The sequence below is a fragment of the Streptomyces syringium genome (assembly GCF_017876625.1).
GTDB lineage: Bacteria > Actinomycetota > Actinomycetes > Streptomycetales > Streptomycetaceae > Streptomyces > Streptomyces syringius.
In genome coordinates, this window is record NZ_JAGIOH010000001.1 from 6,363,120 (window position 1) to 6,389,407 (window position 26,288).

At 72.1% G+C, this 26,288-nt stretch carries 22 protein-coding genes; 14 read left to right on the forward strand and 8 right to left on the reverse strand.

Going from position 1 to position 26,288, the window contains the following annotated elements:
- Positions 1–19: 19 nt before the first annotated feature.
- Positions 20–1,552 carry a M1 family metallopeptidase gene (locus tag JO379_RS28020; protein ID WP_130881399.1) on the reverse strand — a complete coding sequence of 511 codons (1,533 nt, stop codon included), beginning with the start codon at positions 1,550–1,552 and terminating at the stop codon, positions 20–22.
- A 211-nt stretch (positions 1,553–1,763) separates the two neighbouring features.
- Here JO379_RS28020 and JO379_RS28025 point away from each other — a divergent pair, with 211 nt between their 5' ends.
- Positions 1,764–3,749 carry a Xaa-Pro dipeptidyl-peptidase gene (locus JO379_RS28025; protein WP_209517525.1) on the forward strand — a complete coding sequence of 662 codons (1,986 nt, stop codon included), beginning with the start codon at positions 1,764–1,766 and terminating at the stop codon, positions 3,747–3,749.
- 150 nt (positions 3,750–3,899) lie between these two features.
- Here JO379_RS28025 and JO379_RS28030 read toward each other — a convergent pair whose 3' ends face one another.
- A complete protein-coding gene (locus JO379_RS28030; RefSeq protein WP_209517527.1) occupies positions 3,900–4,853 on the reverse strand; it encodes an FAD-dependent oxidoreductase in 954 nt (317 codons plus the stop codon).
- Positions 4,854–4,922: 69 nt separating this feature from the next.
- On the opposite strand from JO379_RS28030, the gene JO379_RS28035 reads away from it, so the two are divergent.
- The 4 genes from JO379_RS28035 to JO379_RS33995 all read left to right on the forward strand — a co-directional run bounded on the left by JO379_RS28035 (position 4,923) and on the right by JO379_RS33995 (position 10,102).
- The gene (locus JO379_RS28035; RefSeq protein ID WP_209517529.1) at positions 4,923–5,954 is read left to right on the forward strand and encodes an oxidoreductase; all 1,032 of its coding nucleotides are present in this window, start codon (positions 4,923–4,925) and stop codon (positions 5,952–5,954) included.
- A 63-nt stretch (positions 5,955–6,017) separates the two neighbouring features.
- Positions 6,018–7,655, forward strand: a complete 1,638-nt coding sequence (locus JO379_RS28040; protein ID WP_130881395.1) for an ABC-F family ATP-binding cassette domain-containing protein — start codon at positions 6,018–6,020, stop codon at positions 7,653–7,655.
- 96 nt (positions 7,656–7,751) lie between these two features.
- Positions 7,752–9,338: an NACHT domain-containing protein gene (locus JO379_RS28045; protein WP_209517531.1), complete on the forward strand. Its 1,587-nt coding sequence runs from the start codon at positions 7,752–7,754 to the stop codon at positions 9,336–9,338.
- Positions 9,338–10,102 carry a hypothetical protein gene (locus JO379_RS33995; RefSeq protein WP_209517533.1) on the forward strand — a complete coding sequence of 255 codons (765 nt, stop codon included), beginning with the start codon at positions 9,338–9,340 and terminating at the stop codon, positions 10,100–10,102. Before JO379_RS28045 ends, JO379_RS33995 begins: the two co-directional genes overlap by 1 nt.
- Positions 10,103–10,178: 76 nt before the next feature.
- Here the strand turns inward: JO379_RS33995 and JO379_RS28055 are convergent, their stop codons facing one another.
- The 3 genes from JO379_RS28055 to JO379_RS28065 all read right to left on the reverse strand — a co-directional run bounded on the left by JO379_RS28055 (position 10,179) and on the right by JO379_RS28065 (position 14,411).
- Complete coding sequence (locus tag JO379_RS28055) at positions 10,179–12,590, reverse strand: Tex family protein (protein ID WP_207304043.1); 2,412 nt, start codon at positions 12,588–12,590, stop codon at positions 10,179–10,181.
- Positions 12,591–12,708: 118 nt separating this feature from the next.
- The gene (locus JO379_RS28060; protein WP_130881393.1) at positions 12,709–13,560 is read right to left on the reverse strand and encodes an SCO6745 family protein; all 852 of its coding nucleotides are present in this window, start codon (positions 13,558–13,560) and stop codon (positions 12,709–12,711) included.
- Positions 13,561–13,646: 86 nt separating this feature from the next.
- Positions 13,647–14,411, reverse strand: a complete 765-nt coding sequence (locus tag JO379_RS28065) for an enoyl-CoA hydratase/isomerase family protein (protein ID WP_130881392.1) — start codon at positions 14,409–14,411, stop codon at positions 13,647–13,649.
- A gap of 74 nt (positions 14,412–14,485) precedes the next feature.
- Between JO379_RS28065 and JO379_RS28070 the strand changes: the two genes are divergently transcribed.
- Positions 14,486–15,133, forward strand: coding sequence for an HdeD family acid-resistance protein (locus tag JO379_RS28070; protein WP_209517535.1), 648 nt, complete (start codon positions 14,486–14,488; stop codon positions 15,131–15,133).
- 199 nt (positions 15,134–15,332) lie between these two features.
- On the forward strand, positions 15,333–15,836 hold the full coding sequence (locus JO379_RS28075) for an ATP-binding protein (protein WP_209517538.1): 504 nt from the start codon (positions 15,333–15,335) through the stop codon (positions 15,834–15,836).
- Here JO379_RS28075 and idi read toward each other — a convergent pair.
- The 3 genes from idi to galE all read right to left on the reverse strand — a co-directional run bounded on the left by idi (position 15,811) and on the right by galE (position 18,537).
- A complete protein-coding gene (gene idi, locus JO379_RS28080) occupies positions 15,811–16,401 on the reverse strand; it encodes an isopentenyl-diphosphate Delta-isomerase (protein ID WP_130881389.1) in 591 nt (196 codons plus the stop codon). The two genes, JO379_RS28075 and idi, sit on opposite strands and share 26 nt — an antisense overlap.
- 56 nt (positions 16,402–16,457) lie before the next feature.
- Positions 16,458–17,405, reverse strand: a complete 948-nt coding sequence (locus JO379_RS28085) for a cation diffusion facilitator family transporter (protein ID WP_130881388.1) — start codon at positions 17,403–17,405, stop codon at positions 16,458–16,460.
- A gap of 145 nt (positions 17,406–17,550) precedes the next feature.
- On the reverse strand, positions 17,551–18,537 hold the full coding sequence (galE, locus tag JO379_RS28090; protein WP_130881387.1) for a UDP-glucose 4-epimerase GalE: 987 nt from the start codon (positions 18,535–18,537) through the stop codon (positions 17,551–17,553).
- Between the two features lie 411 nt (positions 18,538–18,948).
- On the opposite strand from galE, the gene JO379_RS28095 reads away from it, so the two are divergent.
- The 7 genes from JO379_RS28095 to JO379_RS28125 all read left to right on the forward strand — a co-directional run bounded on the left by JO379_RS28095 (position 18,949) and on the right by JO379_RS28125 (position 26,000).
- On the forward strand, positions 18,949–20,751 hold the full coding sequence (locus tag JO379_RS28095) for a DUF5941 domain-containing protein (RefSeq protein WP_209518926.1): 1,803 nt from the start codon (positions 18,949–18,951) through the stop codon (positions 20,749–20,751).
- Positions 20,748–21,500 (forward strand): phosphocholine cytidylyltransferase family protein, encoded by a 753-nt coding sequence (locus tag JO379_RS28100; protein WP_130881385.1) that lies wholly within the window; start codon positions 20,748–20,750, stop codon positions 21,498–21,500. Before JO379_RS28095 ends, JO379_RS28100 begins: the two co-directional genes overlap by 4 nt.
- A complete protein-coding gene (locus JO379_RS28105; RefSeq protein WP_130881384.1) occupies positions 21,488–22,549 on the forward strand; it encodes an iron-containing alcohol dehydrogenase family protein in 1,062 nt (353 codons plus the stop codon). Before JO379_RS28100 ends, JO379_RS28105 begins: the two co-directional genes overlap by 13 nt.
- Positions 22,527–23,306 carry a CDP-alcohol phosphatidyltransferase family protein gene (locus JO379_RS28110; protein WP_130881383.1) on the forward strand — a complete coding sequence of 260 codons (780 nt, stop codon included), beginning with the start codon at positions 22,527–22,529 and terminating at the stop codon, positions 23,304–23,306. Before JO379_RS28105 ends, JO379_RS28110 begins: the two co-directional genes overlap by 23 nt.
- Positions 23,307–23,341: 35 nt before the next feature.
- On the forward strand, positions 23,342–24,196 hold the full coding sequence (locus JO379_RS28115; RefSeq protein ID WP_207304070.1) for a glycosyltransferase family 2 protein: 855 nt from the start codon (positions 23,342–23,344) through the stop codon (positions 24,194–24,196).
- A 78-nt stretch (positions 24,197–24,274) separates the two neighbouring features.
- Complete coding sequence (locus tag JO379_RS28120) at positions 24,275–25,210, forward strand: ABC transporter permease (RefSeq protein WP_130881381.1); 936 nt, start codon at positions 24,275–24,277, stop codon at positions 25,208–25,210.
- Positions 25,203–26,000: an ABC transporter ATP-binding protein gene (locus tag JO379_RS28125; protein WP_130881380.1), complete on the forward strand. Its 798-nt coding sequence runs from the start codon at positions 25,203–25,205 to the stop codon at positions 25,998–26,000. The genes JO379_RS28120 and JO379_RS28125 overlap by 8 nt, the downstream gene beginning before the upstream one ends.
- The last annotated feature ends 288 nt before the right edge of the window (positions 26,001–26,288 follow it).

Sequence of the window (26,288 nt, forward strand, 5' to 3'; positions counted from 1 at the left end):
GCGGCAACGAAGTGAGGGATCAGTGCCTGTGCGCGCTCTGCGCGGACTGGATCTTCTTCCACGACTTGGGCTCGGCGACCTTGCCGGACCCGTCGGCCGACACGCCCTTGCCCGCCTTGCCCGTGGCGGCGGCCTTGCCGATGCCCGCCTTCGCCGCGCTCGCCTTCGAGGGCTTCGACGTGGTGAACAGCCAGGTGTCGAAGAGTTTCTGGAGCGGCTTGCCCGACGCCTTCTCCGCGAACTTCACGAAGTCCTGGACCGAGGCGTTGCCGAACTTGTTCGCCGCCGTCCAGTCCTTGAGGATCGCGAAGAACGTCTTGTCGCCCACCGTGTTGCGCAGCGCCTGGAGGGCGACCGCGCCACGGTTGTAGACGGCGGTGTGGAACTGGTTCTCCGCACCCGGGTCGCCCGGCTTGACCTTCCAGAAGGCGTTGTCCGCCGGGATCGAGGTGTAGATGTAGTCGGCCAGCTCCTGGGCGGTGCCCTCGCCCTCCTTCTCCGACCACAGCCACTGCGAGTACGTCGCGAAGCCCTCGTTGACCCAGATGTCGCGCCAGTTCTTCACCGAGACGCTGTCACCGAACCACTGGTGCGCCAGCTCGTGCACGACCAGCGAGACGTTCGCGCCGTTCGCGAAGCCCTTGGGGCTGTAGAACGGACGGGTCTGGGTCTCCAGCGCGTAGCCCGTCGGCACGTTCGGCACATAGCCGCCGGCCGCGTTGAACGGGTACGGGCCGAAGACCTTGCCGCCCCAGTCGAGAACCTCGGTGGTGCGCTCGACGCTGGCCTTCGCCGACGCCGCGTTGTCGCCCAGGTCCTTGCTGTAGGCGTTCACGACCGGCAGACCGTTGGTCGTGGTGTCCGTCGTGATGTCGAACCTGCCGACCGCGAGGGTGGTCAGATACGTGGCCTGCGGCTTGGTGGCGCGCCAGTTGTAGCGCGTCCATCCGAGCTTCGAACTCTTCGACGCCAGGACGCCGTTGCTGATCGCCTGGACGTCGTCCGGTACCGACACGGAGATGTCGTACGTGGCCTTGTCGGTCGGGTGGTCGTTGCTCGGGAACCACCAGATCGAGCCCTCCGGCTCGCCCGCGATGGCCGCGCCGTCCGGCGTGCGCAGCCAGGCCGTGGATCCGTCGACCTTCACCTGGGACGGCACGCCGCTGTAGCGGACGACCACGCTGATCTGCTTGTCCTTCTCCAGCGGGGCGGCGGGGGTGACCTCCACCTCGTGGGAGCCGGACTTGGCGAACGTCGCCTTCTTGCCATTGACCAGCACCTCGCTCACATCGAGCGCGAAGTCGAGGTTGAAGCGGGACAACGTCTGGGTGGGGGTGGCGATCAGCGTCGCCGTGCCCTCCAGCTTGTCCGTCTTCGGCTGGTACTTCAGCCGCAGGTCGTAGTGGGACACGTCGTACCCGCCGTTGCCGGCGGCCGGATAGTAGGAGTCTCCGACGCCCGGTGCCCCCGGCGTGGCGTCGGCTGCCGACGCCGGGATCGCCAGCAGCAGGCAGGCGGCGGCCGCACTCGGAACGATGAGTCTGTGACGCACGAATCCTCCAACTCGTAAGGGAGAACGATCGGGAGAACGATCAATCACTCGCACCCTATGTACTCACTGTGCACGGCACCATGTCCATGGCTTATCCCGACATGTGATCGACACGCGGCTGTCATCAGTGCGATCCCGGCCACCTCGTGAGTCCCGGTCCGAGTGCTCCCGCCCCTTCTGTACGGCAGTTGACTCACGCTACGGTCCGGCCGTGCCCAAACGCGCGCGGGACACCCGCATACCTGTGACAACGTTCGTCGTCGCGGCCCTGGCCGCCCTGGTCGCCGTACTCGTCCCGCTGCCGCCGGCCGCGCACGCCGCGCCCGCCCCGGACAGCGGACCACGGGGCGGGCAGAGCAGACCCGTCTACTCCTACGACCGCGCCGTGCGCGAGACCGTATGGGTCGACATCGCCCTCGACGGCGACGGGGACGGCCGCACCGACCGGGTCGCCGTCGACATCATCCGCCCCCGCGAAGCCGCCGAACGCGGCCGCCGGGTGCCGGTCGTCATGGACGCCAGCCCCTACTACTCCTGCTGCGGACGCGGCAACGAGAGCCAGAAGAAGACCTACGACGAGCAGGGCGCCCCCGTCGGCTTCCCGCTGTACTACGACAACTACTTCGTACCGCGCGGCTACGCCGTCGCCCTCGTCGACCTCGCCGGAACCAATCGTTCCGACGGCTGTACCGATGTCGGCGGCCGCTCCGACATCCAGTCCGCCAAGGCCGTCGTCGACTGGCTGAACGGCCGTGCGCACGGCTACCGCACCCGCACCGGCACCGACGCCGCCCCGGCCGACTGGACCACCGGCGCCGTCGGCATGATCGGCAAGAGCTACGACGGCACGATCGCCAACGGCGTGGCCGCCACCGGCGTCGAGGGCCTGGAGACGATCGTCCCGATCGGGGCTATCAGCTCCTGGTACGACTACTACTTCGCCAAGGGTGCCGCGCTCTTCGGCAGCGGCCCCGACGGGCTCGCGCACCGCGTCGAGAGCCCCGAGGCACGCGGCCGCTGCCAGTCCGTACAGCGCCGGCTCGTCGAGGGCGCACCGCGCAACGGCGACTGGACCGCTCTGTGGAGCGAGCGCGACTACGTCCCCGACGCGCACCGGGTCCGCGCCAGCGTCCTCGCCGTCCACGGCATGCAGGACCTCAACGTCCGCACCAAGCACTTCGGCCAGTGGTGGGACGCCCTCGCCGAGAACGGCGTCGAACGCAAGCTCTGGCTCTCCCAGACCGGGCACGTCGACCCGTTCGACTTCCGCCGCGAGGCCTGGGTCTCCACCCTGCACCGCTGGTTCGACCACTACCTCCTCGGCTACGACAACGGCGTCGAGCGCGAGCCGATGGCCGACATCGAACACGCCCCCGACCAATGGCGCACCGACCGCGTCTGGCCGCCCCGCGCCACGGCCACGACCACCCTGCGCCCCGCACCCGGGACCGCCCCGGGCGTCGGCACCCTCGGCCTCGCACCCGCGCCGCGCGGCGCCACCGAGGTGTTCACCGACGACCCCGCGAAGAGCGAGCGCGACTGGGCGGACCGCATCGACACCGCCACCCCCGAAAAGGCCGGCTTCGTCACGAAACCGCTCACCCGTGATCTGCGGCTGTCCGGTTCCTCCCGGGTGAGCCTCACGGTCACCCCGTCCACCACCTCCGCCCACCTCTCGGCCGTCCTCGTCGACCTCGGCCCGGCCGGCATCCGCGACTACGCGGCCTACGGCGAGGGCATCCGTACCCTCGACGACCGCACCTGCTGGGGCAGCACCGGCGCGGGCGACAGCGCCTGTTACAAGCGCACGGAGGCCGAAACGGCGCAGGTCGGCCACACGGTCTTCAGCCGGGGCTGGGCCGACCTGGGGCATCACGCGAACCTCGCCCAGGGCCGCCCGCTGACCCCCGGCAAGCCGTACACCATCACCCTCGACCTGGCCGCGAGCGACCATGTCGTCCCGGCGGGCCACCGCTTGGCGCTGATCGTCGCGGGCACGGACCGGGGTCTGCTCCAACCCGCCTCCACCACCCCGCGACTGACGGTGGACCTGCGCCGCACCACCGCCCGGCTCCCGCTCGTCGGCGGCTACGCGGCCTTCGCCCGGGCGACGGCGGGGACGCACGACGGCCGGCCGCCGACGCCGGTCGCCCCGGCGCGCGGCCTGGGCATCCCGGCCCTCGACCACTTGCCGTAGGCGTGGCACAACCAAGCCCGTCCGGCGTTTGAGGACGCGCCCGCAGGGCGCCCGCCGCCGCAGGCGGCAAGACGGCGGGCAGCCGGGGATCCGGCGGAGTAAACGGCACGACGGCCCGTAGGCCGGGGACCGGCGGAGCAAACGGCACGGTCAGCCCTCGGCCAGCTCCGCCGCCGCCAGGGCGCAGCCCCAGGAGACCGTGACCCCGGCCCCGCCGTGACCGTAGTTGTGGACCAGCCGCGCCCCGCCCGGCAGCCGGGCGGCCTCCAGCCGCACCCGGGACCGGGCCGGGCGCAGCCCCACCTTGTGCGCCAGGACGGGCGCGTGCGCGAGAGCGGGGTACACCCGGGCACAGCGGGCGACGATCGCCTCGGCGGTGACGGGCGTGGGCGTACGGTCCCAGACATGGTCCAGGGCGGTGCCACCGAGCACCACACCGTAGGGCTGGGGGAGTACGTAGAGGATGTCGGCGGCGTTCTGGGCGGCGGCCACGAACCACTCGGTCACGCCCGGGGCGTCGACGACGACGATCTGCCCCCGCACGGGGTGCACGTCCGGGTCGGGCACCAGATCACGGGCGCCGAGCCCGGTGCAGTTCACGACGGTCGCCGCCGCGCGGCCCGCCTCCGCCAGGGAGCCGGCCGTGCGGGCGGTGACCGTGCCGCCGGCGGCGGCCAATCGCCGGTGCAGATAGCCGAGATGGACCGGCATGTCCAGCAACGGGGTGCGGGCGCGCAGCCCGTGCCCGTACCCCGCGGGCAACTCCTCCGGTGCGGCCGCCCGCAGCCCCGGCACCCGCGCCGCCCACGGGCCCAGCTCACCCAGGCCGACCTCCGCCTGGATGCCGTCGACCATGCGCACCCCGGTCTCCGCGGGCCGCCCGGCCAGCTCGGTCATCTCCCGCAGCGACCGCAGCGCCCATTCCCCGGCCGCGGCCTCCGGCTCGATGCGGTACGGCCACCACAGCCCCCCGGCCAGCGCCGACGTGGTGTCGACGGACGGTTCCCGGCTCCACACCTCGACCCGCCGCCCGCGCTCGGCCAGCACGACCGCGCTGGTCAGACCTATGACCCCGGCACCGATCACGATCACATCACTCGCCATGCGGCGACGCTACCCGCGAAATCCCCGGCGGCGGGCTCGAAGCGGCACACGCGGGGGAATACTGCGGGCATGGCGGAGTACGCGACCTTCGGGCTGGCGCCGGCGACGCGCGCCGGCGGTGTGCTGCCGGACGGCGGGTACCAGGCGCACCGGGACTTCCTGGACTTCATCGTCGACGGCCGGGCCCTGCTGGCCCGCCTCGCCGACGTCGACGCGGTCTCCCCGCTCGCCGCCGACCTCGGCCCGTCGATCTTCACCGCACACGTCCGCCGACTGCTGCTGGACGCCGACCCCCCGCTCGCCGACGGACGGTACGTGCTCTACGGCTGCCCCGAGTGCGAGGGCCTGGCGTGCGGGGCGGTCACCGCCGTGATCGAGCGGGACGGCCCCGACATCGTCTGGCGGGACTTCGCCTGGCAGACCGACGAGAGCCCCGACCTCGCCCGCGACGGCTACCCCGGCATAGGCCCCTTCCGCTTCCGGGCCGACGCGTACCGCGCCACGCTGGAACGGCTCCTCGCCGACGGCGCCCACCGCACGGCCGCCCGCCGGGTCCTGCTGGTCGGCGGCCGCGCCGCCGTGCTCGCCCGGCTCGCGGCGGCCCTGCGGTCCATCGGCGTCGGCGCCGAGATCACCCGCGACGCGGCGGGCGCGGCCGCGGAGGAACTGCGGACGTACGGGGCCGTGGCCTTCGACCCGGCGGTCGGTGAGGACGAGCGGGCCGCCGTCCGCGCCGCGTTCGCGGCCGCGGGATCCGATGCCGTCCTCGTCGAACCCCTCGCGCCCATCGTCCCGCTCCTCGTGGCCCGCATCGAGCAGGCCCTCCAGCGCACCCCCGACGACCGGCGCCCGCTGACCGCTCTCACCGCCACCACGGCCGACGCCCGCGTCGAGGTGTCCGCCGCCTGCCGGGTCCGTCTGACCGGCTACCGGCTGGACCGCCTGCACCGGGTCCGCGCCTACGACCTCCTCGACGCCCGCCTGGAACCGGGCCCGCACACGGTGCCCCTCGACGGACGCCTGGGAAAGCGGGCGAAGGCCGGGGCGTATCTGGTGGCGCGCACCTTCGGGGACGTTCGCGTGGCCAGGGTCGGCGGGTGAGCGGCGGGCCGGGGGAAATCCGGTTCGGGAGCGCCCGGCCCAGCGGCTAAAGTCGAAGGTCTTATGAGTGCCACTCTCGTCGCCAAGGACCTCGCCGCCGGACACGGCGACCGCACCCTCTTCTCCGGGCTCGACCTCGTCGTCGCGCCCGGTGACGTCATCGGTCTCGTCGGGGCCAACGGCGCCGGGAAGTCGACACTGCTGCGCCTGCTCGCGGGCCTCGACACCCCCGAGGCGGGCGGCCTCCGGCTCAGCCCGCCCACCGCGAACGTCGGCCACCTTCCGCAGGAGCCCGACCGGCGCGACGGCGAGACCGTGCGGGCCTTCCTCGCCCGCCGCACCGGGGTCGCCGAGGCCCAGGCCACGCTCGACGCCGCCACCCAGGCGCTCGTCGACGGCACGCCCGGCGCGGACGACGCGTACGCCACGGGCCTCGACCGCTGGCTCGACCTCGGCGGCGCGGACCTCGACGAGCGTGCGGCGGAGGTCGCGGGCTCCCTCGGCCTCACGGTCGACCTCGACCGGCCCATGACCAGCCTCTCCGGCGGCCAGGCCGCCCGCGCCGGGCTCGCCTCGCTGCTGCTCAGCCGCTACGACGTCTTCCTCCTCGACGAGCCCACCAACGACCTCGACCTGGACGGCCTGGCCCGCCTGGAGAACTTCGTCACCGGACTGCGCGCCGGCACGGTCCTCGTCAGCCACGACCGCGAGTTCCTCGCCCGCACGGTGAACAAGGTCCTCGAACTCGACCTCGCCCAGCAGCAGGTCACCCTCTACGGCGGCGGCTACACCGCCTACCTGGAGGAGCGCGAAACGGCCCGTCGGCACGCCCGCGAGGCCTACGAGGAGTACGCCGACACCCGGGCCGGGCTGGAGGACCGCGCCCGCACCCAGCGGAACTGGATGGAGAAGGGCGTCCGCAACGCCCGTCGCAAGTCCACCGACAACGACAAGATCGGGCGCAAGCTCCGCGCCGAGTCGACCGAGAAGCAGGCGGCCAAGGCCCGGCAGACCGAGCGGCTCATCGAGCGGCTGGACGTGGTCGAGGAGCCGCGCAAGGAGTGGGAGCTGCGCATGGAGATCGCCGCCGCGCCCCGCTCGGGCGCGGTCGTGGCCACCCTGCGCGGAGCCGAGGTACGCCGGGGCTCCTTCACCTTCGGCCCCGTCGACCTCCAGATCGACTGGGCGGACCGGGTCGCCATCACCGGCGCCAACGGCTCGGGCAAGTCCACGCTCCTCGCGGCACTGCTCGGCCGGCTGCCGCTGGACGCGGGCGGCGCGACGCTGGGCCCGGGCGTCGTGGTGGGCGAGGTGGACCAGGCGCGCGGCCTGTTCTTCGGCGACGAGGCCCTGCTGGCGGCGTTCGAGGCGGCCGTACCGGAACTGGAGCCGGCCGACGTCCGTACCCTGCTCGCCAAGTTCGGCCTCAAGGCCGCGCATGTGCTCCGCCCGGCCGCGACGCTCTCCCCGGGCGAGCGCACCCGCGCCGCGCTGGCACTCCTCCAGGCCCGCGGAGTCAACCTCCTCGTCCTCGACGAGCCCACCAACCACCTCGACCTGCCGGCCATCGAGCAGCTGGAATCGGCACTCGACTCGTACAACGGCACGCTGCTCCTGGTCACCCACGACCGTCGCATGCTCGAAGCGGTCCACACGACGCGCCGCATCGAAGTAGCGGCGGGCCGCATCGCGGAGCGCTGACGCGCCGCGCATGCGCAGCTCCACAGCACCCCCGTGAGAACGGAAGACCGAAGGCCGCACCTGTAACTGCGGCCGATCGCGCGTCGTTTCACTCGTATGGGCCGGCGATGGATGATGACCTGGGCGCTGTGCGCCGCGGTCGCGTGTGGGCTGTTATGGGTGTGGCCGCTGCGGGACCCTGACCGGCTCTCTGCCGTCGCCGCGGTGCTGGGCACGGTCATCGCCCTGTTCGGAGTGCTGTCCGCGTGGGCCTGGCGGGCCGGCAGGGGCCGTGCGCACTCCAGCAGTGAGCAAGTCGCGGACGCCGCGGAGGTGCTGGCCCGTACGGTCCGCCGGCAGTGGGAGGAAGAGGCGGTTCTCCGGCAGCTGTACGACCCGGCGCCGCTGCCTTTGGTCTGGTCCGACTGTTCCCACCCAGGAGTGTCGGACCACCGTCAGCTGGTGGGCACCGCAGTGGTCTGCCGGGCCGGCGACCCGCAGGAACTGGCCACGGCCTTCGGGTCACTCGCACGCCGCCGACTGGTGGTTCTGGGACCGGGAGGATCGGGGAAGACGACCTTCGCCGTCCTGCTCATGCTCGCCCTGCTGCGCACGCGCACCACCGGCGACCCGGTACCGGTGCTCTGTTCGCTGTCCTCCTTCGACCCCGCGCGCGAGAGCGCCGGGAACTGGCTGCGCCGCCGCATCGCCGCGGACTACCCGGCCATGGCCGACGCCGAGAACTACGGTGCCAGTGTCATCGAGGACCTCCTCACCGAGCACCGCCTGATCCCCGTACTCGACGGGCTCGACGAACTCCCCGAACGAAGCCGGGCAGCAGCACTGGCCTCCCTCAACGACACCCTGCCGTCCGACACCCCGCTCGTTCTCACCTGCCGCACCGCCGACTACGTGCGCGCGGTGGCGGAGAGCGGCGTCCTGACCGGAGCGGCGGTCCTGGAGCCCGCGCCCGTACGCACCAGCGACGCCCTCGACCTGCTGAGGCTGGCCACGCCGCCGGATTCCCGCCGTCAGGACGGCTGGACCGCCCTGGCGGAGCACCTCGACCGCCGGCCGCAGGCCCCTGCCGCCCAGGCCCTCACCAGCCCGCTGATGGTGGCCCTGGCCCGGTCCGTCTACGCCGACCACGACAACGACCCCGTGGAACTCGCCGACACGGAACGCTTCCCCACTTCCGCCGACATCGAGCGCCACCTCCTCGGCGGGCTGGTCCCGGCCCTCTTCCGCCGTGCCCGGCGACAGTGCCCCGCGCGCAGCTGGGACCCCCGGCAGGCCCATGACTACCTGGCCCGTCTCGCGGCGGGGATGCACGCCCAGGGCACCTACGATCTGGCGTGGTGGCGGCTGTACCAGTGGACTCCGGCCCTCGCCGGGCCATGGCGGCGCGCCGGGACGTGGGCCGTGATCATGTGCGCCGGACTGCTGCTGACCACGTCGTTCCTGGTGGCGGTCCTGGACGTGCCGTCACGGCCGGAGGCTTTGCGGTGGTTCCCCCTGTCGGTGCTCGAATCCTTCGCCATCGTGCCCATGCTGGGCCTCAGCGGCCTGATATCCCGGCGGGAACGCAGCCTGACCCGTGCGTCCGCCATGGCTGCCCTCGTCGCGCTGTCCGCCGGTCTCGTGATTCCCCCGCGTCGTGGTACTACTACCGCGGCGCTCCCGCGACGGAGATCGCGGCGCTGATGGTGGCCTCCATCGGCTTGTTCTGTTTCGCCCTGTGGCTCGTGATGCTGGGCGCCGGCCTGCCGTCCCCTCCCCGAACACCGAGCCGGAGCCGCCCCGCGCGGCGACGCTGGCGCAGACAGTTGGTCCGGGCACTCGTACTCGTCGTCGGCGTCGCCGCCATCACCGAGACGCTGTTCCTCAGTTACGCGATGGCCGGGTACGAAGACGTCCTTCCGTCCGGGACCATGCCATGGGGGCTGACGATCGGCACCGTGGCGGGCATCGGCCTGGCCGCCCTGGACTGGGTCCGGGGCCCGTCCACCGCTGATGACGTGGCGACGGCCATGTCCTCCATTCAGGCGGACCGCCTGGTTTCGGTCATCGGCGGAGTGGCCTGCGCGGTGGTTTTCAACATTCCCGACGGTGCCATGCGGGCCGGGCCCTGGGCCCCGTCCGATCCGCTGCGTACCACTGGGTTCGCGGCCGTCGTCGGTCTCTTCCACTGCGCGATCATCGGTCTCACCACCGCCCTGGCCGCTCACTCCTGGCCCCACTACACGATCGCCCGTCTGCTCCTGGCCGCGCGCGGCAAGCTCCCCTGGCGACCGCAGGCGTTCCTCGCCGACGCGCACCAGCTCGGCATCCTCCGCCGGATCGGCCCCGTCTACCAGTTCCGCCACGCCCGCCTCCAGCACCACCTCGCCACCCACCCCGCGGCAGCCGACCCCCGTACGGACCAGCGGCCGGACCGCTCCAGCCCCGTAGGAGCGACCAGCACCTGATGCGGTTGCCCGCCCGTCACCGCCGGTCTCCACCGCCGGGGCCGGACGCCGTCGGCGGCCGCGCGTCCGGCCAGGGCTACCGCTTCGGGTTCAACAGCCCCGCTCGGCGGAGGGCGTCCGCCATCGCGTCGTTCGCCGGGGGAGCCGCCTCACGGGGGGTCGTGCCGCCGCGGCGCTGCTGCGGGGCGGCGCGGCGGTCGCCGCTTCGGTCGGCGCCGCGGGCGCCACCGCGGGGGCCGCGCGGCTCGCGGGCCGCAGGCCCGCCCGCACCCCCGCCGCCGGACGGCGACTCGTCGTCCAACCTGAGCGTCAGTGAAATCCGCTTGCGCGGAATGTCGACGTCCATGACCTTCACCCGCACGATGTCGCCCGGCTTGACCACATCCCGCGGATCCTTCACGAACGTCTTCGACATGGCCGACACATGCACCAGCCCGTCCTGGTGGACACCCACGTCCACGAAGGCACCGAAGGCGGCCACGTTGGTGACGACTCCTTCCAGGAGCATCCCCGGCGTCAGATCGCCGATCTTCTCGACGCCGTCCTTGAACGTCGCCGTCTTGAACGCCGGACGCGGGTCCCGGCCCGGCTTCTCCAGCTCCCGCAGGATGTCCGTGACCGTCGGCAGGCCGAAGGAGTCGTTCACGAAGTCCGCCGGGCGCAGCGAGCGCAGCGTCGTCGTGTTGCCGATGAGGGAGGCGACCTCGCCGCCCGTCGACTTGATCATCGCGCGCACCACGGGGTACGCCTCGGGGTGCACGCTGGACGCGTCCAGCGGGTCGTCGCCGCCGCGGATGCGGAGGAAGCCCGCGCACTGCTCGTAGGCCTTCGGGCCGAGCCGGGCCACGTCCTTCAGCGCCCGGCGGGACCGGAAGGGGCCGTTGGAGTCGCGGTGGGCGACAATGTTCTCCGCGAGGCCCGCGCTGATGCCGGAGACGCGCGAGAGCAGCGGCGCGGAAGCGGTGTTGACGTCGACGCCCACGCCGTTGACGCAGTCCTCGACGACCGCGTCGAGGGAGCGGGAGAGCTTCACCTCGGACAGATCGTGCTGGTACTGCCCGACGCCGATCGACTTGGGGTCGATCTTGACCAGCTCGGCCAGCGGGTCCTGGAGCCGCCGGGCGATCGACACCGCGCCGCGCAGCGACACGTCCAGGTCCGGCAGCTCCTGCGAGGCGAAGGCCGACGCGGAGTACACCGACGCCCCCGCCTCCGACACCATCACCTTCGTCAGCTTCAACTCCGGCTGCCGGGCGATGAGATCCGTCGCGAGCTTGTCCGTCTCGCGCGACGCCGTGCCGTTGCCGATCGCGATCAGCTCCACGTCGTGCTCGCGGGCGAGGCGGGCCAGCGTGGCCAGCGACGCGTCCCACTTCTGCTGCGGGACGTGCGGGTAGATCGTCTCGGTCGCGGCGACCTTGCCCGTGGCGTCCACGACGGCGACCTTCACGCCCGTACGGAAGCCGGGGTCGAGGCCCATCGTGGCGCGGGTGCCCGCGGGCGCGGCGAGCAGCAGGTCCCGCAGGTTGGCCGCGAAGACCCGGACCGCCTCGTCCTCGGCGGCCTGCCGCAGCCGCAGCCGCAGATCGATGCCGAGGTGGACCAGGACGCGGGTGCGCCAGGCCCAGCGCACGGTGTCGGCCAGCCACTTGTCACCCGGCCGGCCCCGGTCGGCGATGCCGAACCGCCGGGAGATCGCCTGCTCGTAACTGCTCGGGCCGCCGTCCTCGCGCGGCTCCTCCGGCTCCAGGGTGAGGTCGAGGACTTCCTCCTTCTCGCCCCGGAGCATCGCCAGCACCCGGTGCGAGGGCAGCTCGGTGAAGGGCTCGGCGAAGTCGAAGTAGTCGGCGAACTTCGCGCCCGCCTCCTCCTTGCCGGCCCGCACCTTCGCCGCCACGCGCCCGCGCGACCACATGCGCTCGCGCAGCTCCCCGATCAGGTCCGCGTCCTCCCCGAACCGCTCGGTCAGCACGGCCCGCGCGCCCTCCAGCGCGGCGGCCGCGTCGGCGACGCCCTTGCCGGGGTCCACGAAGGCCGCTGCCGCGGCGAGGGGTTCGACGCCGGGGTCCCGCAGCAGCCCGTCCGCCAGCGGCTCCAGCCCGGCCTCCCGCGCGATCTGCGCCTTGGTGCGCCGCTTGGGCTTGAAGGGCAGATAGATGTCCTCCAGCCGCGCCTTGGAGTCCGCCTCGCGGATCCGCGCCTCCAGCGCCTCGTCCAGCTTGCCCTGCGACCGCACGGACTCCAGGACCGCCGTCCGCCGGTCCTCCAGCTCCCGCAGGTACCGCAGCCGCTCCTCGAGGGCGCGCAGCTGCGCGTCGTCGAGCATCTCGGTCGCTTCCTTGCGGTAACGGGCGATGAACGGCACGGTCGACCCGCCGTCGAGCAAGTCGACGGCCGCCTTCACCTGCCGCTCCCGCACGCCGAGCTCCTCGGCGATCCTGCCTGCGATCCTGCCTTCGGTCGACGCACCAGCTGCCGTCACGATCACGCTCCGCTTTCTCTTCGAGCTGCGATCTGCATTGTGGCAGGTACCGCCGACAGCGCCGCCCGCCGCCGCGCGTTGCTCTCCACGCGGCGGCGGGCGGCCCGGATCGGGGAAGGGGGCCTCAGCCGCGCAGGTCCGGCGGGAACGCGCCCGCCTTGACGACGGCCGTCGCGAAGACCGTCCCCAGCTCGGTGAGCCGCTCCACGCCCGCCGCGCCCAGGTGCTCGTACGGCCCCGCGTCCAGCCGGTCCGTCTCGTCCTCCAGGTCCTCGCGCTGCTTGACGCCCGCCTCCGTCAACTTCCCCTCCGCGTCGAGCAGTCCGCTCTCCCGCAGCCGCTCCCGCCCCGCGGCCAGCTCCTCCTCGCTCCAGCCGCGCGTGGCCAGCAGCCACTTCTCCGACATGCCCTGGCCGCTCGCGGCGTGGCCGACGATCGCCTCCACCGGCCCGACGCCCGCCGCGGCCAGCGCCATCAGATGCCCGTCGCCGCGGTGCTCGCGCAGCAGCGTGGCGGCGTGCCAGTAGGCGAGGTGCGGGGCGTCCGGCACCGGCAGATCGGCGTGCGCGGAGTACAGCGGGCGGGCGGAGCGGCTGCAGCCCTCCGTGGCGCGCAGCGCGAGTTCGGCCGCCTCGGCCATCTCCGGGGAGGCCACGACGTCGTCGCCGAGCAGCCGACGCATCATGCTGTCACAGGCCCGCAGCCGGGCCTGGAGGACGTCCTGCGGCGAGGCGACGTCCCACAGCCGCGGAATGAACCCGGCCACCAGCTCGTGCTTGAAGTTGTAGAAGGTCGCCGTGATGGTGCCCGCCCCGACCCGGCCGAGGGCGGCGCCCCGTCCGGCGAAGTAGGCGCCCTCCTGGAGACCGAGCCGGCCCAGCTCGTCCCGCAGGTCCGGCGAGAAGTACAGGGCGGAGTGCACGGTGTTGACAACGTTGTGGCAGCGCCGACCGGCGCGCTCGGGCAGAGTGGTCATGTCCCGCACGTTACCTACTAGTTGGTAAGGGTGGTAGGGCGGGGTGGGCCCTCCCGGGCCCGCCGCGAGACCCCCGGGGGCGCCGGCTAGCGCGGCCGTCCCACGGTCCACCCGAAGCGCGGCGCCCGGCGCTCCAGGAAGGCGGTGACCCCCTCGGCGGTGTCACCGCTGCCGCGCGCCTGCTCCGCCCAGTACGCGAGCCGCTCCTCCCCGGGCCGTGCCCCCGCCGCGAACTCCTTCGCCGCCGCCTGGGTCAGCTGCGACCGCGAGGCCAGCACCCGGGCGAACTCCGCCACCCGCTTGTCCAGCGCGTCCCGCGGCCACACCTCGTCCACCAGGCCCGTCCGCAGCGCGCGGTCGGTGTCGATCAGCTCGGCGGAGAAGAGCAGGTACTTCGCCGCCGCCGGGCCGACCAGCTCCACCAGCCGCCGGGTGGACGACGCCGCGTAGACGATCCCCAGCCGCGCCGGGGTGATGCCGAAGGACGCCCCTTCCGCCGCGAACCGCAGGTCGCAGGCGGCCGCGAGCTGGCAGCCGCCGCCCACGCAGTGCCCCCGCACGGCCGCGACCGTCGGCTTGGGGAACGCGGCGAGGGCCTCCTCGGCCGCGACCGCCAGATCCCGCGACGCCTCGGCGCCCTCGGTCAGGGTGGCGATGTCCGCGCCCGCGCAGAAGGTGTCCCCCTCGCCGGTCAGGACGAGGACGCGGACGGCCGGGTCGGCCGCGCACTCCGCGAGCAGTCCGGGCAGCGCCCGCCACATGTCCGTGGTCATGGCATTCCGCTTGGCGGGGTTGGCGATGCGGACGGTCGCGACACCGTCGGCGGTGTCCAGATGCAGTGCGGGCTCCATGGCCGGATGCTATCCGGGCGCGATCATGCGATCCGGCCTATGATCCGGACAGGGGGCGCTACGAGGAGGCGCTGATGTCCAGAGCCCGCAGGCGACAGGACGGGCGGGCCGGCTCCCACCGCGCACTGAGCCGCAGCTTCGGCCGGCTCGCGCTGCTGGGCGCGGTGCTCGTCGTCGCGGGAGTGGTGGGTCTGCTCTACGTCGGCTTCGCGACCCTCACCACCATGATCCTCTTCGGCTGGCTGCTGCTGGTGGGCGGTCTCGTCGGACTGCTGCACGCCTTCCAGTCGCGGCAGAGCAACTTCTTCTGGCTGGCCGTGGTGGTCGCCGCGCTGAACCTCGCCGCGGGCGTGGTGGTGATCCGGCAGCCCGAGGGCACCGCCGAGGCCCTGACGATGTTCGCGGCGCTGCTCTTCCTGGCCGGCGGGGTGTTCCGGCTGGCGGGCGGTCTGGTGGTGCGCGGCCCACAGTTCGGCTGGACGCTGGTGCAGGGTGCCTTCGGGGTGCTGCTGGGCGTTCTGGTGCTCGCCGACTGGCCGCACAGCAGCCTCTATGTGATCGGCACCTTCTTCTCCCTCGCGCTGCTGTTCGACGGCCTCGGGCTGATCGCGATCGGGGTGGGCGGGCGCCGCGTGGTGAGCCTGGTGGAGCAGGAGGGGCAGCAAAAGGGGCACGGGGGCAGAGGGGGAGCGGGCCCGGCGGCCAGCACGCCCCCGGGCTGACTCGGAGTCTGATATTCCGCATCGTTCATGGAACGCGGAACACGGCGACCGGAATCGGTCACCCGGGCACCCCATTGCCGCGTGCTCGATCAAATGCCATCGATAAGTGCCGATTTCTACACAGTGCGCAGGTGTGGACCTTTGCATTCCCCAACACTCGTGGATGCGGCACAGCCACGGTGAGGGGTTGGTATCGGACATGGAAATCCTCGGGAGCGTCCCGCCCGAACCGGGGCAGGCCGCCCCGCTCCGGAGACCGATGGAATTCGACGGCACCTGGCGGTTCACCGCCCCCGCGCTCGACTCCTCCGTGCCCCAGGCCAGGCACGCGGTCCGCGATCTGCTCCGGCACCAGGGCGTACGGCTGCCGGGTGATCTGCTGCACGGGCTGCTGCTGATCGTCTCCGAGCTGGTCACCAACGCGGTGCAGCACGCGGCGCTGCTCTCCCCGGAGGTGGCCGTGGAGGTCTCCCTCGGCCCGGACTGGGTGCGGGTGGCCGTCGAGGACAACCACCCCTACCGGCCCAAGCCCCTGGAGGCGGACGACCACCGCACCGGCGGCCGGGGACTGCTGCTGGTCAAGACCATCTCGGAGGAGGCGGGCGGCCGGTGCGACGTCGAGCACACCGCGAGCGGCGGCAAGGTGGTCTGGGCCGCCCTGCCGCTCCTCGCGACGGTTACCAGCCCGCCGCGTCCCCGGTGATCTCCCGCACCACCGGCCGGGCGGCGTCGAGCACGGTCATGAACCACGCGGAGAAGGGATACTCCGCCATCAGCGCGTCCAGCTCGGCCGGGGTGACGAACGCCGTCTCGCCGATCTCCTCCGGATCCGGGTGCGGCTCGGCCGTCACGGTCCCGACGAAGAGGTGGTTGTACTCCTGCTCGACCAGGCCCGAGGCCGGATCGGGGTGGTTGTAGCGCACGGTGCCGGCCTCCCGCATCAGCGCGGGGGCCAGACCCAGCTCCTCGCCGGTGCGGCGGGCCGCGGCGACGAACGGGGGCTCGTCGGGGTACGGATGGCCGCAGCAGGTGTTCGACCAGACACCAGGGGAGTGGTACTTCCCCAGCGCCCGGCGCTGCAGCAGCAGCCGGCCGCGGTCGTCGAAGAGGAAGACCGAGAACGCGCGGTGCAGTCTGCCCGGCGCGACATGGGCGGAGAGCTTCTCGGCGGTACCGATGGTTCTGCCGTTCTCGTCGACCAGCTCCAGCATGATCGGTTCAGCGGCGGATACGGAGTCGGCGGAGCCCTCGGCTGATGTGATCGGCATTGACCATCCTCTTTGTCGGTCTTCGGTCCACAAGTCTGCCGTACGCGCCCCCGCGGTCAGTGACAGAGTTTGGCTTCGTGCTCGGCATGTCCGCTGGGCTCCAGCTGGAACGTGCAGTGCTCCACGTCGAAGTGCTCGCCCAGGCAGCCCTGCAGATCGTGCAGCATCTTCTCGTGACCGCCGGTCTCCAGCGCCGACTGGTCCACCACCACGTGCGCCGAGAGCACCGGCATGCCGGATGTGATCGTCCACACATGCAGGTCGTGCAGGTCCATCACCCCCGGCAGCGCCATGATGTGCGCCCGGACCTCGTCCATGTCGACGTCCTTCGGCGCGGCCTCCAGCAGGATGTCCAGCGCCTCGCGCAGCAGCTTGAGCGTGCGCGGCACGATCATCAGACCGATCACCAGCGAGGCGATGGGGTCCGCCTGCGTCCAGCCGGTGGCCATGATCACCAGGGCCGAGACGACCACGGCCAGCGAGCCCAGGGCGTCCGAGAGCACCTCCAGGAACGCCCCGCGGACGTTGAGGCTCTCCTTCTGGCCGCGCATCAGCAGGGCCAGCGAGATGACGTTGGCCACCATGCCGATGAGACCGAAGACGACCGTCATGCCGCCCGGCACGTCCGTCGGATTGATCAGCCGGTCGACGGCCTCGAAGAGGATGTAGCCGCCCACGCCCAGCAGCAGCAGACAGTTCAGCAGCGCCGCGAGGATCTCGGCGCGGGCGTAGCCGTAGGTGCGCCGCGCGCTGGCCGGCCGGTTGGCGAAGTGGATCGCCACCAGCGCCATCGAGACCCCCACCGCGTCCGTCGCCATGTGCCCGGCGTCCGCGAGCAGCGCCAGCGAACCGGTCAGCGCGGCCCCGATGATCTCCGCGACCAGCACCGTGAGCGTGATGCCGAGCGCGATCCGCAGCCGCCCCCGGTACGCGGCGGCCGCGGTGCCGCTCGTACCCGGCGGCGGTGCTCCGTGCGAGTGGCCGTGGTCGTGCCCTGCGCCCATGAATGCCGCCTCCCGAAACCGTCGCACGCACGGCCGACGGGCGTCGGCCGAGGCTTCAGTGAACTACGGGAGGGGGGTATTGGCAACGCGGCACTGAACACCGTTGTCATTGCCTCTGACCTGCGGTGATGCTCCGAGCGGCTGATCAGCGACGACGTGCCTCCGGGTGGTGCAGACACCAGCCTTCCCAGGCGGAGGTGACCATGGCGCGCACGTCGTGCGCGGGGCTCCAGCCGAGCTCCTTCGCGATCCGCTCGCCCGAGGCCACGACACGCGCCGGATCACCCGGACGGCGCGGCTCGACGACGGGCGCGGGCTCGGTGTAGCCGGTCACCGAGGCGATCAGATCGGCCATCTCCCGCACCGACACCCCCCGCCCGGTGCCGACGTTCAGCGTCAGATCGCCCGCGCCCGGCCGCTCGGCGAGCCGGCGGGCCGCGGCCAGATGGGCGGTGGCGAGGTCCTCGATGTGGATGTAGTCACGGACACACGTGCCGTCGGGGGTGTCGTAGTCGGCCCCGAAGATCCGGGGGCTCTCGCCCCGGGTGAGCCGGTCGAACATCATCGGAATGATGTTGTAGATCCCCGTGTCGGCGAGCTCCGGCTCGGCCGCGCCCGCGACGTTGAAGTACCGCAGACAGGCCGTGGAGATCCCGTGGGCCGCCCCGGTGGCCCGGACGAGCCACTCGCCCGCCAGCTTCGTCTCCCCGTACGGGTTCATCGGCAGACAGGGCGTCTCCTCCGTGACGAGGTCCACGTCCGGCATGCCGTAGACGGCCGCGGAGGAGGAGAAGACGAAACTGGCGACCTGCGCGTCGACCGCGGCCTCCAGCAGCCGCGTCAGGCCGTGCAGGTTCTCCCGGTAGTACAGCAGCGGCTTCTCGACGGACTCCCCGACCTGCTTCTTCGCCGCGAGGTGCACCACCCCCGTCACGTCCAGGTCCCCGAACGCCTGGTCCAGCGCCGCGCGGTCCAGGACCGACCCCCGGATCAGCGTGCACTCCTCCGGCAGCCGGGTCGCCACGCCGCTGGACAGATCGTCCAGCACGGCCACCCGCTCTCCGGCCTCCACCATCGCCCGCGCAACGTGCGCCCCGATATATCCGGCTCCGCCTGTGATCAGCCACGTCATGACGGGCACCCTAGGCCGTGTCCGGCGGGTCGTGCGAGCCGGCCTCGCGGCCGGTGCCGTTTCGCACCACCGCTGCGCGGCGGTCGTCCTCGTGCGCCGGACGGGCTGATTGTGGCTGAGGCCGACCACATCCGCCGCCCGGGCCGGCGACTGAGGCCAGCCCCATCAAGCCTGTCCGGCGCTTGAGGACGCGCCCGCAGGGCGCTCGCCGCCGCAGGCGGCACAACGCGCCGCCAGTCCAGGGTTCGCCGGCCGGGCGAACGGCGGTGAACGACCGCCTCCGGTGATCCGATAGCCTCTGCCGACGTGCCGCACGCCGCCCCCGACGGGGCCCTGCCGCGCCACACCGCTGCTCGGCCGCCCCCGCGGACGCGAAGAGCGGCCACGTCCGTTTCCAAGGAGTGAGTTCGTCTGTCGACCGCCATCCTCACCGGTTTGCCGCCCGTCGGCTCCTCCCTCGAGGACGACCTGCGGTCCCTGGGCTTCGATGTGCGCGCGGCGGCCGACGCCGCCGGCACCGCGGCGGCGCTGGCCGCCGTCCCGGCGGCCGAGCGGGTCGCCCTCGTCGATGCCCGCTTCGTCGGCCACCTCCACGCCCTGCGTCTGGCCCTGACCGACCCCCGCTTCCCCGCGGCGGCGGTGGAGGGCGCGCTCACCGCGCAGCCCGAGGCGCGCGGCGCGCTCACCCGCGCGCTCGCCACGGTCACGGACGCGGAGCCGGGGGCGAACCTGCCCGACGCCCTCGCGCCCCGGCTGGAAGCCGACGGCGTCGGCGTGCACCGCCCCGACCTCGGGGTGCTCGTCGCGACCGTCCCCGCCGACGCCGACGTGCGTGCGAAGGCCGAAGGGGACGTCGCCGCGGTTGACGACGAGGCCGTACGGCTGCGCACCGCCGTGAAGTCCCGCGACGGGTTCTTCACCACCTACTGCGTCAGCCCGTACTCCCGCTACCTCGCCCGCTGGTGCGCCCGGCGCGGATTCACCCCCAATCAGGTGACGACCGCCTCACTGCTCACCGCGCTCATCGCCGCCGGCTGCGCGGCGACCGGCACCCGGCCCGGCTTCGTCGCCGCCGGCGTGCTGCTGATCTTCTCGTTCGTGCTCGACTGCACCGACGGCCAGCTCGCCCGCTACTCCCTGCAGTACTCCACGCTCGGCGCCTGGCTCGACGCGACCTTCGACCGCGCCAAGGAATACGCCTACTACGCGGGCCTCGCCATCGGCGCGGCCCACGGCGGCGGCAACGACGACGTCTGGGCCCTCGCGCTCGGCGCCATGGTCCTGCAGACCTGCCGGCACGTCGTCGACTTCTCCTTCAACGAGGCGAACCACGACGCCACGGCCAATACCAGCCCCACCGCCGCCCTCTCCGACAAGCTCGACAGCGTCGGCTGGACGGTCTGGGCGCGCCGCATGATCGTGCTGCCCATCGGCGAGCGCTGGGCCCTGATCGCGGTCCTGACCGCGTTCACCACGCCCCGCACCGTCTTCTACGTGCTGCTCGCCGGCTGCGCGCTGGCCGCCTGCTACACCACGGCCGGCCGGGTGCTGCGCTCGCTGACCCGCAAGGCGCACCGCACGGACCGCGCGGCCCGGGCGCTGGCCGACCTCGCCGACTCCGGCCCGGTCGCCGAGCTCGCGAGCCGCACCGTGGGCACCACCTTCCCCCCCGGCGCCTACACGGCCCCCCTGTGGGCCCTGCTGGCCACCGCCTCGCTGTTCGTCGGCCCGCTCTTCGCGGGCACCGCCGGCACCTGGCAGGCCGTCCTGCAGGCCGGGGTGTACGCCGTCTTCGCCGGCTGCGCCGTCGCCCGCCCCCTCAAGGGCCCCCTCGACTGGCTCGTACCGCCGCTCTTCCGGGCGTCCGAATACGGGATCATCCTGCTCCTCGCCGCCAAGTCCGGCATCGACGGTGCCCTGCCCGCGGCTTTCGGCCTCGTGGCCGCGGTCGCCTACCATCACTACGACACGGTGTACCGCATCCGTGGCGGCAGTGGCGCGCCCCCGCACTGGCTGGTGCGGGCGATCGGCGGCCACGAAGGACGCGTCCTGGCGGTCACGATCGCCGCCGCCCTGTGGCACAACCAAGGTTTCACCATCGCGCTGACGGTCCTCGCGGCCGCCCTCGCGCTCGCGGTGCTCAGCGAGAGCATCCGCTTCTGGGTGTCCTCCGGGGCCCCCGCAGTACACGACGAAACAGGAGAACCCGCATGATCGGCCTCGTGCTGGCAGCCGGCGCTGGACGGCGTCTGCGCCCCTACACCGACACCCTGCCCAAGGCTCTGGTGCCGGTCGGCCCCGAGGGGGAAGAGGAGTCGATCACCGTCCTCGACCTCACGCTCGGCAACTTCGCCGAGGTCGGCCTGACCGAGGTCGCGATCGTCGTCGGCTACCGCAAGGAGGCCGTGTACGCGCGCAAGGAGGCGCTGGAGGCGAAGTACAACCTCAAGCTCACCCTGATCGACAACGACAAGGCCGAGGAGTGGAACAACGCCTACTCCCTGTGGTGCGCGCGTGACGTCCTGGGCCGCGGTGTGATCCTCGCCAACGGCGACACCGTCCACCCCGTCTCCGTCGAGAAGACCCTGCTCGCCGCCCGCGGCCAGGGCCAGAAGATCATCCTCGCCCTCGACACGGTGAAGAAGCTCGCCGACGAGGAGATGAAGGTCGTCGTGGACCCCGCCAAGGGCGTCCAGAAGATCACCAAGCTCATGGAGCCCGCCGAGGCCACCGGTGAGTACATCGGTGTCACCCTCATCGAGGCCGAGGCGGGCGCCGAGCTCGCCGCCGCGCTGAAGACCACCTTCGAGCGCGACCCGGACCTCTACTACGAGGACGGCTACCAGGAGCTCGTCAACGGCGGCTTCAAGATCGACATCGCGCCGATCGGCGACGTCAAGTGGGTCGAGATCGACAACCACGAGGACCTCGCCAAGGGCCGGGAGATCGCGTGCCAGTACTGACGAGGCTCATCCCCTCGCCGGTCGTCGTCGACATCCGTGCCGGAGCGCTGGACGATCTGGCGAAGATCCTCGCCGATCAGCGGATCTCCAGCTCCGGCAAGCTGGCCATCGCCATCAGCGGCGGCTCCGGGGCGAAGCTGCGCGAGCGGCTCGCCCCGGCGCTGCCCGGCGCCTCCTGGTACGAGGTCGGCGGCGGCACCCTCGACGACGCCATCAAGCTCGGCGACGCGATGAAGTCCGGGCGCTACGACGCGGTCGTGGGCCTCGGCGGCGGCAAGATCATCGACTGCGCGAAGTACGCCGCGGCGCGGATCGGCCTGCCGCTGGTCGCCGTCGCGACGAACCTCTCGCACGACGGTCTCTGCTCGCCCGTCGCGACCCTCGACAACGACGCGGGCCGCGGCTCCTACGGTGTGCCGAACCCGATCGCCGTCGTGATCGACCTCGACGTCATCCGTGAGGCCCCGGTCCGCTTCGTGCGCTCCGGCATCGGCGACGCGATCTCCAACATCTCCGCCGTCGCGGACTGGGAGCTCGCCCACCGCGAGCGCGGCGAGGACATCGACGGCCTGGCCGCCGCCATCGCCCGGCAGGCCGGCGAGGCCGTGCTCCGCCACCCCGGCGGCGTCGGCGACGACGGCTTCCTCCAGGTGCTCGCCGAGGGCCTCGTGCTCACCGGCATCTCGATGTCGGTCGCGGGCGACAGCCGCCCGGCCTCCGGTGCCTGCCACGAGATCAACCACGCCTTCGACCTGCTCTTCCCCAAGCGCGCCGCCAGCCACGGCGAGCAGTGCGGCCTCGGCGCGGCCTTCGCCATGTACCTGCGCGGTGCCCGCGAGGAGTCCGCGCTGATGGTCCAGGTGCTGCGCAGGCACGGGCTGCCGGTCACACCGCAGGAGATCGGCTTCACCACGGAGGAGTTCGTCCAGGCCGTCGAGTACGCCCCGCAGACCCGCCCCGGGCGCTACACGATCCTGGAACACCTCGACCTCTCCACCGACCAGATCAGGGACGCATACGCCGACTATGCAAAAACCGTCAGTCGCTGAACTCCGCCCGGTCGTCCACCCCGCAGGGGTCAAGGACCGGCGCAGCGGTGAGCACTGGGCCGGTCGCCTGTACATGCGAGAGATCTCGCTGCGCTGCGACCGGCATCTGGTGAACACCCGGATCACGCCCAACCAGCTCACCTACCTGATGACCGTCTTCGGCGTCCTCGCCGCTCCGGCCCTGCTGGTGCCGGGGATCGCGGGCGCCGTGCTCGGCGTGCTGATGGTCCAGCTCTATCTGCTGCTGGACTGCGTCGACGGCGAGGTCGCCCGCTGGAAGAAGCAGTTCTCCCTCGGCGGCGTGTACCTGGACCGGGTCGGCGCCTATCTGTGCGACGCCGCGGTGCTGGTCGGCTTCGGTCTGCGCGCCGCGGACCTGTGGGGCTCCGGCCGGATCGACTGGCTGTGGGCCTTCCTCGGGACCCTCGCCGCGCTCGGCGCCATCCTGATCAAGGCCGAGACCGACCTCGTCGGCGTCGCCCGGCACCAGGGCGGGCTCCCGCCGGTCAAGGAGGCGGCGTCCGAGCCGCGGTCGTCCGGCATGGCACTGGCCCGCAAGGCCGCCGCCGCGCTGAAGTTCCACCGCCTCATCCTCGGGATCGAGGCGTCGCTGCTGATCCTCTTCCTCGCGGTCCTGGACACGGTCAGGGGCGACCTGTTCTTCTCGCGCCTCGGCGTGGCCGTCCTCGCGGGCATCGCCCTCGTGCAGACGCTGCTCCACCTCGTGTCCATCCTCGCTTCGAGCAGGCTCAAGTGAGTGCCCCGACGAGGCTCGGCGCGGTCGTCCTGACCATGGGCAACCGCCCCGAGGAACTGCGCGCGCTGCTCGACTCCGTCGCCAAGCAGCAGGGCGAGGCCATCGAGGTCGTCGTCGTCGGCAACGGCTCGCCGCTGCCGGAGCTGAACGTGCCGGGGCTGACCGTACGGACCGTCGAGCTGCCCGAGAACGTGGGCATCCCGGCGGGCCGCAACGTCGGCATCGAGGCGTTCGGACCCGGCGGCCGCGAGGTCGACGTGCTGCTCTTCCTCGACGACGACGGCCACCTGCCCGGCCAGGACACCGCCGAGCTGTGCCGTGAGGCGTTCGCCGCCGATCCGAAGCTGGGCATCATCAGCTTCCGGATCGCCGACCCCGACACCGGGGTCACCCAGCGCCGCCACGTACCGCGGCTGCGGGCGGCCGACCCGATGCGGTCCTCGCGGGTGACGACCTTCCTCGGCGGCGCCAACGCGGTCCGCACGAAGGTCTTCGCCGAGGTCGGCGGGCTGCCGGACGAATTCTTCTACGCGCACGAGGAGACCGACCTCGCGTGGCGGGCCCTGAACGCGGGCTGGATGATCGACTACCGGTCGGACATGGTGCTGCACCACCCGACCACGGCCCCCAGCCGGCACGCGGTCTACCACCGCATGGTGGCCCGCAACCGGGTCTGGCTGGCCCGGCGCAATCTCCCGGCCCCCCTCGTCCCGGTCTACCTCGGGGTGTGGCTGCTGCTGACGCTGGCCCGGCGGCCGTCGCCGCCCGCGCTGCGCGCCTGGCTGGGCGGCTTCAAGGAGGGGTGGACGACGCCCTGCGGTCCACGGCGCCCCATGAAGTGGCGTACCGTTTGGCGCCTGACCCGACTGGGTCGCCCTCCCGTGATCTGACAAGCTCGTGTCTGAGAGCATCGGGCGCTGCCCGGGGCACCGCCCCGGCAGCGCACCTTGAGGACGAAAGTGTCAACTGTGAGCGAGACAACGCACGACAGTGCGGTCGCCCTGAGTGCCCCACCGTCACCCGACGACGGACTCCCCGCCGCCGAGCTGGCCAAGAAGTACGGCCTGGCGGTCAGCGGTGCCCGGCCCGGGCTGGGGGAGTACGCGCGGCAGCTGTGGGACCGGCGTCACTTCATCGTGGCGTTCTCCCGGGCGAAGCTGACGGCGCAGTACAGCAAGGCGAAGCTCGGACAGGTCTGGCAGGTGGCCACGCCCCTGCTCAACGCCCTGGTGTACTTCTTCATCTTCGGCGTGCTGATGGGTGCCCACGGGGACATGGGGACGGACACCTACATCCCCTTCCTGGTCACGGGTGTCTTCGTCTTCACCTTCACCCAGACCTCGGCGATGGCCGGCGTCCGGTCGATCGCGGGAAACCTGGGCCTGGTACGTGCCCTGCACTTCCCCCGGGCGGCACTGCCGATCTCCTTCGCGCTGCAACAGCTCCAGCAGCTGCTCTTCTCCATGAGCGTGCTGTTCCTCATCCTGATCGGCTTCGGGCACTTCCCGAAGCCGTCGTGGGCGCTGATCATCCCGACGCTGGTGCTGCAGTTCGTCTTCAACACCGGTCTCGCGCTGGTCATGGCCCGCGCGGGCAGCAAGACCCCCGACCTGGCGCAGCTGCTGCCCTTCATCACCCGGACGTGGATGTACGCGTCCGGCGTGATGTACAGCATGACGACCCAGCTGGAGAAGGCCCACGCCCCGGCGTGGGTGATCGACGTCCTCGGGGCCAACCCCGCGGCCGTCTACATCGACCTCATGCGCTTCGCGCTGATCGACGGCTACGGCGCGGACAAGCTGCCGCCGCACGTCTGGGCGCTGGCGCTCGGCTGGGCACTGCTGCTCGGTCTCGGGGGCTTCGTGTACTTCTGGAAGGCTGAGGAGCAGTACGGCCGTGGCTGATCAGAACAGTGCCGACAAGGCGGCGGCGTCGAGCCGCGTCCCCACCGTGATCGCGGACGACGTCCACATCGTCTACCGCGTCTACGGGGGCAGCACCGGCCGGGGCAGCGCGACCGCCGCCCTGAACCGGATCATCAAGCGCAAGCCGGACGCCGGTGTCCGTGAGGTGCACGCCGTCAAGGGCGTCAGCTTCACCGCCTACCGGGGCCAGGCCATCGGCCTCATCGGCTCCAACGGCTCCGGCAAGTCCACCCTGCTCAAGGCCATCGCCGGGCTGCTGCCCGCCGAGCGGGGCAAGGTCTACACCGACGGCCAGCCCTCGCTGCTGGGTGTCAACGCGGCGTTGATGAACGACCTCACGGGCGAGAAGAACGTGATGCTCGGCGGGCTGGCGATGGGCATGACCCGGGAGCAGATCCGCGAGCGCTACCAGTCCATCGTCGACTTCTCGGGCATCAACGAGAAGGGCGACTTCATCACGCTGCCCATGCGGACGTACTCCTCCGGCATGGCGGCCCGGCTGCGCTTCTCCATCGCCGCGGCCAAGGACCACGACGTGCTGATGATCGACGAGGCGCTGGCCACCGGCGACCGTTCCTTCCAGAAGCGCTCCGAGGCCCGCATCCGCGAGCTGCGCAAGGAAGCCGGCACCGTCTTCCTCGTCAGCCACAACAACAAGTCCATCCGCGACACCTGTGACCGGGTGCTGTGGCTGGAGCGCGGCGAGCTGCTGATGGACGGGCCGACCGACGAGGTCGTCCGTGCGTACGAGAAGGAGACGGCCCGCTAGCCGTCACCGGTCAAGTCCGCCCGCCGCGCTCCGGCGGGCGGACTTGACCGACCTGTAACGATCAACTCGCTTATTGACAGGGTTGATTCACTCCCTGCGTGGCATTGTATGGATCAAGCACATACCCCGGCGCGCGTCGGACATTTGTGCGGCGTACGCTGTACCGTGCTGATTTGTGCCGAAGCGTGACGATACCCGGGTATCCCCGGCCTCGGCGGGGGCGGGACGGGGGCGGGACAGAGGGGTCAAGGGTGGGGGGACCTGCGGCGTGTCCGAAATAGGATGTTC